General features: G+C 73.1%; 9 protein-coding genes. 6 read left to right on the forward strand and 3 right to left on the reverse strand.

Annotation, left to right across the window (positions count from 1 at the left end):
- Positions 1-17: 17 nt before the first annotated feature.
- The 5 genes from F8A92_RS14145 (at position 18) to F8A92_RS14165 (ending at position 4,597) form a co-directional block, all read left to right on the forward strand.
- On the forward strand, positions 18-1,154 hold the full coding sequence (locus F8A92_RS14145) for an energy-coupling factor transporter transmembrane component T (RefSeq protein ID WP_153505811.1): 1,137 nt from the start codon (positions 18-20) through the stop codon (positions 1,152-1,154).
- Complete coding sequence (locus tag F8A92_RS14150; RefSeq protein ID WP_153505812.1) at positions 1,151-2,806, forward strand: ABC transporter ATP-binding protein; 1,656 nt, start codon at positions 1,151-1,153, stop codon at positions 2,804-2,806. The genes F8A92_RS14145 and F8A92_RS14150 overlap by 4 nt, the downstream gene beginning before the upstream one ends.
- Positions 2,803-3,636 carry an ECF transporter S component gene (locus F8A92_RS14155; RefSeq protein WP_194291503.1) on the forward strand — a complete coding sequence of 278 codons (834 nt, stop codon included), beginning with the start codon at positions 2,803-2,805 and terminating at the stop codon, positions 3,634-3,636. Before F8A92_RS14150 ends, F8A92_RS14155 begins: the two co-directional genes overlap by 4 nt.
- Positions 3,633-4,193 (forward strand): bifunctional adenosylcobinamide kinase/adenosylcobinamide-phosphate guanylyltransferase, encoded by a 561-nt coding sequence (locus tag F8A92_RS14160; protein ID WP_153505814.1) that lies wholly within the window; start codon positions 3,633-3,635, stop codon positions 4,191-4,193. Before F8A92_RS14155 ends, F8A92_RS14160 begins: the two co-directional genes overlap by 4 nt.
- A 125-nt stretch (positions 4,194-4,318) precedes the next feature.
- A complete protein-coding gene (locus F8A92_RS14165) occupies positions 4,319-4,597 on the forward strand; it encodes a hypothetical protein (protein WP_153505815.1) in 279 nt (92 codons plus the stop codon).
- Here the strand turns inward: F8A92_RS14165 and F8A92_RS14170 are convergent, their stop codons facing one another.
- On the reverse strand, positions 4,598-5,653 hold the full coding sequence (locus tag F8A92_RS14170; RefSeq protein WP_153505816.1) for a DNA polymerase domain-containing protein: 1,056 nt from the start codon (positions 5,651-5,653) through the stop codon (positions 4,598-4,600).
- A 74-nt stretch (positions 5,654-5,727) separates the two neighbouring features.
- Between F8A92_RS14170 and msrB the strand changes: the two genes are divergently transcribed.
- On the forward strand, positions 5,728-6,144 hold the full coding sequence (msrB, locus tag F8A92_RS14175; RefSeq protein ID WP_153505817.1) for a peptide-methionine (R)-S-oxide reductase MsrB: 417 nt from the start codon (positions 5,728-5,730) through the stop codon (positions 6,142-6,144).
- Between the two features lies 1 nt (position 6,145).
- Here the strand turns inward: msrB and hemQ are convergent, their stop codons facing one another.
- A complete protein-coding gene (gene hemQ, locus F8A92_RS14180) occupies positions 6,146-6,940 on the reverse strand; it encodes a hydrogen peroxide-dependent heme synthase (protein WP_228389466.1) in 795 nt (264 codons plus the stop codon).
- Positions 6,918-7,523: protoporphyrinogen oxidase (gene hemG / locus F8A92_RS14185; RefSeq protein WP_153505818.1), on the reverse strand; the 606-nt coding region annotated here is incomplete at its 5' end. The genes hemQ and hemG, both read right to left, overlap by 23 nt.

The following is a 7,523-nucleotide window of genomic DNA, read 5'->3' on the forward strand; positions in this document are numbered from 1 at the left end:
CGGTAGCACCCGTCGGCATGCGCCCCCAGCACCTCATCACCCACCCGCGGTCGCTGCATCCCGTGGCGTGGTGGCTGTGGGCGCTCGGCCTCGCCGCGGCCGCCAGCCGGACGATGAACCCCGTCCCGCTGCTGATGATCATCGCCGTCACCTGGTTCGTGGTGTCCGCGCGCCGCGGGAGCACGCCGTGGGCGGCCTCCTACGCGCTGTTCTTCAAGCTCGCCCTGCTCGTCATCGCCCTGCACGTCGTGTTCCAGGCCCTCTTCGCCGGAAGCACCCAGGGCAGCACCGTCCTGGTCACCCTTCCCGAGCTTCCGCTGCCGCGGTCGACCGGCCTGCGGATCGGCGGCGCCGTCACGCTCGAGGCGCTGCTCACCGCCGTGTACGTCGCTCTCCAGCTCGCGGCCATCTTCTGCTGCGTCGGGGCGGCCAACGCGCTCGGCAGCGCCCGGCAGCTGCTGCGCTACGTGCCGGGCGCGCTGTACGAGATCGGCGTCGCGTCCATCATCGCGCTGACATTCGCGCCACAGCTGCTCTCCGACGCGCACCGCGTCCGGGACGCCGCCCGGCTGCGCGGGGGCGCCCACGGGCGGCTGCGGCGGCTCGGCAGGCTCGCGATGCCGATGCTCGAGGGCTCGCTGGAGCGCTCCGTCGACCTCGCGGCCGCGATGGATTCGCGAGGGTACGGGCGCACCACGACCGCCGACCCCCGCGCCCGCAGGCTCACGGTCGGGCTGGTCCTCGCCGGCGCGGTCGGTTGCTGCCTCGGTCTCTACGGGCTGCTGAACGGCACGGCGACGTCGTGGCTCGGCCTGCCGATGCTGGCGACCGGGGTCGCGCTCGCGCTGCTCGGCCTCGTCGCCGGCGGACGGCGGACCGGTCGCACCCGCTACCGCCCCGATCCCTGGGCGCTGCCCGAGGTGCTCGTCGCCGGGTGTGGGATCGCCGCGGCGGCGCTGATGTTCTGGCAGATGCGCGTCGCCCCGCAGACGCTGGTGCTCGGCTCGCCCACCGCGGTGCCGCCGGTCCCCGTGACCGCGCTGATCGGCGTCCTGCTCGCCGCGCTGCCGGCGTTCCTCGCCCCGCCGCTGCCGGCCGGCGGCGCACGGCACGCCGATCGCCGGCGGGCGCTCGCGTCGGAGGCCGCCGGATGATCCGCTTCGAGCAGGTCACCATCACGTACGCCGACGCCGCGGCGCCGGCGCTGGCCGATGTGGACTTCCACATCGCCGAGGGCGAGATGGTGCTCGTCATGGGCAGCACCGGAAGCGGCAAGTCGACCCTGCTGCGGGCGATCAACGGGCTGGTCCCGCACTTCTCGGGCGGCACGCTGCGCGGCCGCGTGCTCGTCGACGGCCGCAGCACGCAGACGCACCGACCCCGCGACCTGGCCGACGTCGTCGGTTTCGTGGGCCAGGACCCGCTCGCCGGGTTCGTCACCGACAACGTCGAGGACGAGCTCGCCTACGGGATGGAGTCGCTCGGGATCAAGCCGCGGGTCATGCGCCGGCGCGTCGAGGAGACGCTGGACCTGCTCGGGCTGGCGGACCTCCGCGGGCGGCCGCTGGCGCATCTGTCCGGCGGCCAGCAACAGCGCGTGGCGATCGGAGCCGTGCTGACCACCCACCCGCGGATCCTGGTGCTCGACGAGCCGACCTCCGCGCTCGACCCGCTCGCCGCGGAGGACGTGCTGGCCACGCTGCAGCGGCTCGTGCACGACCTCGGGATGACCGTCGTCCTGGCCGAGCACCGGCTCGAGCGCGTCGTCCCTCACGTCGACCGCATCATCCACGTCCCCGGGAACGGAGCGCCGGCCCAGATCGGCTCGCCCGCGGAGATCATGGCCCGCACGCCGATCGCGCCGCCGGTGGTGCACCTCGGGCGGATCGCCGGCTGGACGCCGCTGCCGCTGACGGTGCGCGACGCCCGCCGCCGGGCGCACGGGCTGCGCCGGCGCCTGGCGGCGATCGCCCCGCCGATCCACGGGCCGCGCGCGCCCGGAGAGGTCGTCGCAGAGCTGTCGGACCTGGTGGCCGGCTTCCCGCGCCGGCCGGTGCTCCAGGGGGTCGACCTGACGGTCCGCTCCGGTGAGGTCGTCGCGCTGATGGGGCGCAACGGCGCGGGCAAGTCCACGCTCCTGCGCACGATCGCCGGGCTGCACAAGCGCGCGCACGGCACGGTCCGCGCGCCGGAGGTGGGACTGGTGCCGCAGGTCCCGTCGGACCTGCTCTACGCGCCCACCGTCGCCAAGGAATGCGCGCTGGCGGACAAGGACGCCGGAGCGCGGCCCGGCACCACCCGGGCGCTGCTGGATCGGCTCGCGCCGGGCATCGCCGACCGGCACCACCCGCGCGACCTCTCCGAGGGGCAGAAGCTGTGCCTGGCGCTGGCGATCGTCCTGGCGGCGCAGCCGCGGATGCTGCTGCTCGACGAGCCGACCCGCGGGCTGGACTACCTCGCCAAGCAGCGGCTGGTGGCGATCCTGCGCCAGCTCGCGGCCGACGGCCACGGGATCCTGCTCGCCACCCACGACGTCGAGCTTGTCGCCGAGGTGGCAACGAGAGTACTGCTGCTCGGTGACGGCGAGATCGTCGCCGACGGGCCCGTCGCCGAGATCGTGGTCTCGTCGCCGGCCTTCGCGCCCCAGGTCGCGAAGGTGCTGGCGCCGCAGGAATGGCTCACCCCCGGAGACGTCGCAGGTGCCCTGGCGGAGGCCGCGCCGGCGACCGGGCACGGCCGCTCGGTGCCGACGGACGGCCTCGTCACCTCCGCGCAGCCGCGGCGTACGGCCGGCGGTGCGGCGTGAGCGGACCGGCGGTGATCCGGATCAAGCCGGCCGCCGCGCTCACGCTGCTGCTGGCCAGCCTGGTCACCGTCGCGGCGTTCGGCTGGCCGTTCGTGCTGGACGGTGCCACGGCCGCCACGGCGTCCTCGCACAGCACCGACGCGCCGTGGATCTTCGCCGCCGTGCTGCCGCTGCTGGCCGCGATCGTGCTCGCGGAGCTCAACGCCGGCAACATCGACTCGAAGGCGATCGCGCTGCTCGGGCTCCTCTCGGCCGTCGGAGGCGCGCTGCGTGCGCTCTCCCCCGGCATCGCGGGGCTGGAGCCGAGCTTCGCGCTCATCCTGCTCGGTGGGCGGGTCTTCGGCCGCGGCTTCGGCTTCGTGCAGGGCGCGCTGTCGCTGTTCGTCGGGGCGCTGATCACCGGCGGTGTCGGGCCCTGGCTGCCGTTCCAGATGATGACCGCGGGGTGGGTCGGGTTCCTGGGCGGCTGCCTGCCGCGGGCCCGGGGACGCGCGGAGGTCGCGCTGCTCGCGGCCCTCGGTTTCGTCGTCGGGCTGTTCTACGGCGCACTCATGAACCTGTGGTTCTGGCCGTTCGGCTTCTACGGCGACGCGCTGAGCTTCGTCGCGGGTGCCTCCCCGACCCAGAACCTCGAGAACTACGCGCGCTACTACGTGACGACCTCGGCGGTGTGGGACCTCGCCCGAGCCAACTTCACCGTGCTGCTGATCCTGCTGATCGGCAGCCCCGTGCTGCGCGCGCTGCGGCGGGTGTCCCGCCGGGCCGCGTTCGACGCCCCGGTGCGCTTCGTCCCGGACGCGGCATCGGTGGCGACGGAGCCGCGCCGATGACCGGCGCGCAGCCGGCCCCCGGCCCGCTTCGCACGCTGGTCATCGGCGGCGCGCGCAGCGGCAAGTCCCGCGAGGCCGAGCGCCTGCTGGCGACGGCCACCGACGTCACGTACATCGCGACCTCCTACCCGCGGTCCGAGGACCCGGAGTGGGTGCAGCGCGTCGACCTGCACCGCCGGCGGCGTCCGGCGCACTGGACCACCGTGGAGTCGCTCGATCTCGCCGGCCTGCTGAGGGCACACGGCGGCCCGCTGCTCGTCGACTGCCTCACCCTCTGGCTCACCCGCGTCATGGACCGCCACGACGCCTGGGACGACGCGGCGTGGGACCGCACCGGCGCGGCCGCCGTGCAGGCGGAGGTCGACGCGCTCGTGGCGGCCTGGCGGACGACCCGGCGCCGCGTCGTCGCGGTCACCAACGAGGTCGGGCAGGGGCTGGTGCCGGCGCAGGCCTCGCTGCGGCGGTTCCGCGACGAGATGGGCCGGCTCAACGCCGCGATCGCCGCGGAGAGCGACGACGTGCGGCTGGCGGTCGCCGGCCGGATCCTGCGGATCTGACACCCTCCGGAGACCTCGGACCCGCAGTACCACTGTGGTGTCCTGCAGGCGATCGGACGGACCATGAGCAGGTGAGATCACCGTCCAGACCAGCGGATACGCATTACAGACCGGTAGCGCTGACCATGCGCTACCAGGAGGCGACGCGCGCCGCGCAGACCTTCATCAACCGCACCAGCAACGGCAGCCACACCGTCAACCCGTGGCCCGAGGCGGGCCTGCACAACGACGACTACTACGTCCTCACCCTCGTGCCGCCCGGGCCGAACGACCACCTGCTGACCGTGAGCAAGGCGTCCGGCAAGGTCGAGTGGCTACCGGCGCCGCCCTCCGACCCCGATCCTCTGGGCGAATTGTTCCCGGTGGTGGAGGAGCCGGAACCCGATCCGCGCTCCATGTCCTGATCACCAGTTCAGCGGGTTCTTTCGGCTCGGCTGCACCCGCGGTGGCTCGCCCGGCATCTTCGGGTAGTCCGGCGGGAAGCTCAGCTCACCGCCGGGCAGCGTCTCCCACAGGTCCAGCAGCGGCTGCAGCGAGTGGGCGGTGTCCTCGATCGTCGCCCACGCATCGCCGTCGGCGAGCAAGCCCGGCACCGTCGTGAGGTTGAGCTCGCGCGGATCGCGGAGGTCGGCGAGCTGCTCCCAGGTCATCGGCGTGCTCACCGGTGCGCCGGGGCGGGCCCGCAGGCTCCACGCGCTGGCGATCGTCCGGTCGCGGTTGTTCTGGTTGTAGTCGACGAAGATCCGCTCGCCGCGCTCCTCCTTCCACCAGGCGGTGGTCACGCCGCCGTCACGGCGTTCCAGCTCGCGGCCGAAGCCGATCGCCGCGTGCCGCACGTCCTCGAAGGAGTGCTCGGGAGCGATCCGCACGTAGATGTGCACGCCCCGGTTCCCGCTCGTCTTCGGGTAGCCGCGGATGCCGAGCTCCTCGAGCAGCTCGCGGGCCACCGCGGCCACCCGCTGGGCGTCGACGAACGACGTCCCGGGCTGCGGGTCGAGGTCGATGCGCAGCTCGTCCGGATGGTCGACGTCCGGGCGGCGTACCGGCCACGGATGGAACGTCAGCGTGCCCATCTGGGCGGCCCACACGATCGCGGCGGGCTCCGTCGGGCACAGCTCGTCGGCGGCACGCCCGCTGGGGAAGGCGATCCGGGCGGTCTCGACGAAGTCCGGCGCACCGCGCGGCAGCCGCTTCTGGTAGAAGCCGTCGGCGTCCGCGTCCTTCGGCCCCACCGCGAGGCGCATGCCCTCGCGCCAGCCGTCCGGCCAGCGCTCCATCGTCGTGGGCCGCTCGCCCACCGCCGACATCATCGCCTCGCCCACGGTGGCGAAGTACTCGCAGACCTGCAGCTTGGTGATGGCCGGCGTCCGGTCCGTCGCCTCGTACACCACCCGGTCGGGGCTCGAGACGCGAACCTCGCGATCGCCTGCGGTCACGAACGCCGGGGGTGTCTTGGCCATGGCCCCACGGTACGTGACCGGTTGCGGCGCGCGGCGGCCCGCGACGGCCCCGGCGATCGACGTACCGTGGAGGCATGACCGAGATCCAGCAGCCCCGAGTCAGCAAGACCGACGAAGAGTGGCGCGCGCAGCTGTCCCCCGACGAGTACGCCGTGCTGCGCCAGGCCGCCACCGAGCGCCCGTACACCGGCGAGTACACCGACACCGAGACCGAGGGCGTCTACAGCTGCCGCGCCTGCGGCGCCGAGCTGTTCCGCTCGGACACGAAGTTCCACAGCCACTGCGGCTGGCCGAGCTTCTACGCGCCGTCCGACAGCGACGCCGTCATCCTCAAGGAGGACAGCTCCCTCGGCATGCGCCGCGTCGAGGTGCTCTGCGCGAGCTGCCATTCGCACCTCGGGCACGTCTTCCACGGCGAGGGCTACGGCACGCCGACCGACGACCGCTACTGCATCAACTCGATCTCGATGACCCTCGCCCCCCGGCAGTAGCCTACGGCAGGCGCTCGATGAGGTCGCTCATCTCGCGGCGCCGCCCGGTGTAGAACGGCGTCTCCTCACGCACGTGCCGCCGGGCGGTCGCCGCACGCAGGTCGCGCATCAGGTCGACGATGTCGTGCAGCTGGTCGCTCTCGAAGGCGAGGATCCACTCGTAGTCGCCGAGCGCGAACGAGGAGACCGTGTTGGCCCGGACGCCGCCGTACGGGCGGGCCATCTGGCCGTGCTCGCGCAGCATGTGGCGGCGCTCGGCGTCGGGCAGCAGGTACCACTCGTAGGAGCGGATGAACGGGTACACGCAGATGTGATCCCGCGACACCTCGTCGGCGAGGAACGCCGGCAGGTGGCTCTTGTTGAACTCGGCCGGCCGGTGCAGCGCGACCTGCGACCAGACCGGCTGCAGGTGCTCACCGAGGTCGGACCGGCGGACCTGCTGGTAGAGGTCCTGCAGCGCCTCGGTGGACGGCGCGTGCGACCAGATCATCAGCTCGGCGTCGGCCCGGAAACCGGACACGTCGTACACGCCGCGGACCTGCACGTCGTCCTTCTTCAGCGCGGACGCGAACAGCTTGTCGATCTGCTTCGCGGCCTTCGACCGTGACGTCCTCAGCTCGCGCAGGGACGGTGACACCTTGAACACCGACCACATCGCGTAGCGCAGCGTCTCGTTGAGCTCCTTGATGCGCTGAGCCTTGAGGTTGCCGGCGTGCTCGGGCTTGCCGTCCTCGCCGAGCCGGAACTCCGTGGTGGTGGCGTCGTCCGCCATGTCACTCATCTCCTTCGATGTCACGCAGCACCTTGTCGGCTGCGCTTCGCGCACTGTTGAGGCATCCGGGAATCCCGACGCCGTCGTAGGTGGCCCCGGCGACCGCGAGCCCCCGGACCTGCTCGACGGCGGACCGGATCCGCCGGACTCGGTCGAGGTGACCGACGTCGTACTGCGGCAACCCGCCCGCCCAGCGCTGCACCAGGGCGTCGACCGGCTCACCGGAGATGCCGGCCAGGATCGCGAGGTCGTGGCGAGCCAGCGCGACCAGCTCGTCGTCGGTGCGCTGCAGCACGTGCTGCTCGCCCAGCCGGCCGATCGACGCGCGGACGATGAACAGGTCCTCCTCCGCGACGTGCGGCCACTTGTTGGTCACGTACGTCGCCGCCTTCACCGCGGTGCCCTCGCTGACCGGTACCAGGATGCCGCTGCCCGTCGGAGCCGGCGCGGCCAGATCCCCCTTGCGGTAGGCGATCGCGACGACCGCCATGCTCGAGACCTGCACCGCGGCCAGCTCGGCGGCCGCCTCGGGGGCGACGCCGTCGAGCAGCCGGGTCGCCTTCTGCGGCTGGGTCGCCACCACCGCGGCGCGGGCCCGCACCCGTCG

This window comes from Cumulibacter manganitolerans (assembly GCF_009602465.1).
GTDB lineage: Bacteria > Actinomycetota > Actinomycetes > Mycobacteriales > Antricoccaceae > Cumulibacter > Cumulibacter manganitolerans.